This is a genomic window from Dietzia sp. SYD-A1, assembly GCF_015356725.1.
GTDB lineage: Bacteria > Actinomycetota > Actinomycetes > Mycobacteriales > Mycobacteriaceae > Dietzia.
In genome coordinates this window covers 1-1,862 of record NZ_JADDKI010000433.1, presented here as the reverse complement: position 1 = coordinate 1,862, position 1,862 = coordinate 1, and the positions used below count along the sequence as shown (strand labels likewise).

Below are 1,862 nucleotides of genomic sequence, written 5' to 3'. Positions count from 1 at the left end.
GCGCCTGGTGGATCTGCGGGGCGAAGTAGATGCCCGCGCCCAGGGCCGCCGACCCGCCCACGAGCACCAGCGGACCGAGCGAGCCCGCGCCCGGCAGGGAGCCGGCGTCGGATCCGAGCACCAGGGTGGCACCGTCGCCGAGCCCGAGGGAGCCGACGGCCAGCGCGGCCGCCGGCTCGACCGAACCCAGCAGCGACTCGTCCAGGAGGGATCCACTCACGTCGACGGAACCGGTCCCGGGGGCCGGGTTCGAGAGGGTGATGGACCCGGCCGCGTCGATGACCGAGCCGGCGAGGGGTGCCAGCGAACCGGTGGACGGCTCACCGAAGATCGCCGAGCCCGAGGTGTCGATAGAACCCTCCCCGGTGGCGTTGGCCTCGAGGATGAGGGAGCCGAGGTCCTGCGGCAGCGACCCCTCGCCCACCGAATCGGTGATGCCCTCGCTGCCGAGGGCGCCCAGGCTGTCGGCCCCGAGGCTGTCGGCGGACAGACTCCCGGTGCCCTCCTGGGCGGCGGCGACACCTGTGGCCGCGGAAAGGGCGAGTGCGGAGGCGGCTGCGACGGCAGCGGCCCTACGGATCGAGAACGTCATGGGTTCGTCTCCTTGTATGGCGCGGCATCCGCGTGGGTTCGCGACGGGACACCCCGTGAGGGCGGGCTTACGGGAACGGTCGGCGACGCCGAGAAGCGTCGTTAACTTCGTCCCTTCTTTCTCACCCTATCCCCGACATTAAGCAAAGCAACAGCTCTCTCTCAGTGAGAACTCGATTAGAATTGCTGCGAAATCCACTCCCGCACAGCCCTCGTCGCCCGGACGTCGTCCTCGTTGTAGGCCAGGATGCGCTCCCTGCCCGAGTCCCGCTCGACCCCCCGCGAGGCCTGCGCGTCCCGATACCACCCGATCGACGCCTCCCCCCCGGCGTCCGGGTCGCGCCAGCGAAACCCGGCGACCGGCGCCACCACCTTGAGTCCGAGACCGGAGGTGGAGACGAACTGCGTGGCCACCGCCTCGTGGACGTCGACCCACTGAGGGGAGGAGAGGAACCCGCGCACCTCGGCCACCGAGGGCACGCCCCTGACCTCGGCCACCGTGCCCTCCGGCCCGAACCGGGTGGCGGTCGAGAGCATCCAGCCGTTCTCGGCGGACTTGGAGTAGCAGTAGGCGCGGAACGTGCGCCCCTGCCCCTCGGCCCTGTCCCGGATGCCGGTGAGCCACCGCCAGAATTCCGCGAACGAGCGCCCCTCGTCCGGGTCCGGCAGCCGGGCCCAGGTCGCGAAAGGACGGTATCCCTCGGCCTCGAGGCGGCGCCCGTCCCGCAGGGTGAGCAGGGTCCCCCACAGGTAGGCGCCGTCGTCCAGGTGGCTCTCGAGATCCACGTCCACCTCGATGTCCGCGCGCGGGATGGTCGGTCGGGCCACCTTGGGGACGACGACCTCGCCGTCCCGGTGCGCACGGGCCCGCAGGACCGCATCGGAGAACGGTTCGCCGTTCCAGTCCGGCGGACGCTCCGACCCGGCCTCGGCGAGCTCCGCCACCGTGTGGACGCCGGCCGCGCGGACCGCTCCGACCTGCCCTCCGCCCACCACCAGGCTCACGTCGTCGGCGAGAACCAACCGGTCACGGCACCCCGTCACGGACGTGCCCCGGTCGTCCCAGCCCTCCCACCACGGGCAGGTGCGGCACTCCCCGACCCGGCTCGGCACCGTGTCGAGTTCACCCCGGAGGACCGCCAGCCGCGTTGCGTGGTTGCGGTCGGCCGCGGCCAGGACCGGGTCGAGCTCGTGGACCACCGCGCGCGCGGAGCCCAGTCCCAACACGGCCCCGACCGGGTGCGATGCCGCGTACCCCAGCGCCTCGAGGA

At 72.4% G+C, this 1,862-nt stretch carries 2 protein-coding genes; both read right to left on the bottom strand.

Features of this window, described 5'->3' with window-relative positions; translation table 11 throughout:
- The coding region (locus IY392_RS15335) for a hypothetical protein (RefSeq protein WP_228549480.1) at window positions 1-592 on the bottom strand (592 nt) is incomplete at its 3' end.
- A gap of 176 nt (window positions 593-768) precedes the next feature.
- Window positions 769-1,862: TM0106 family RecB-like putative nuclease (locus IY392_RS15330; RefSeq protein WP_194861669.1), on the bottom strand; the 1,094-nt coding region annotated here is incomplete at its 5' end.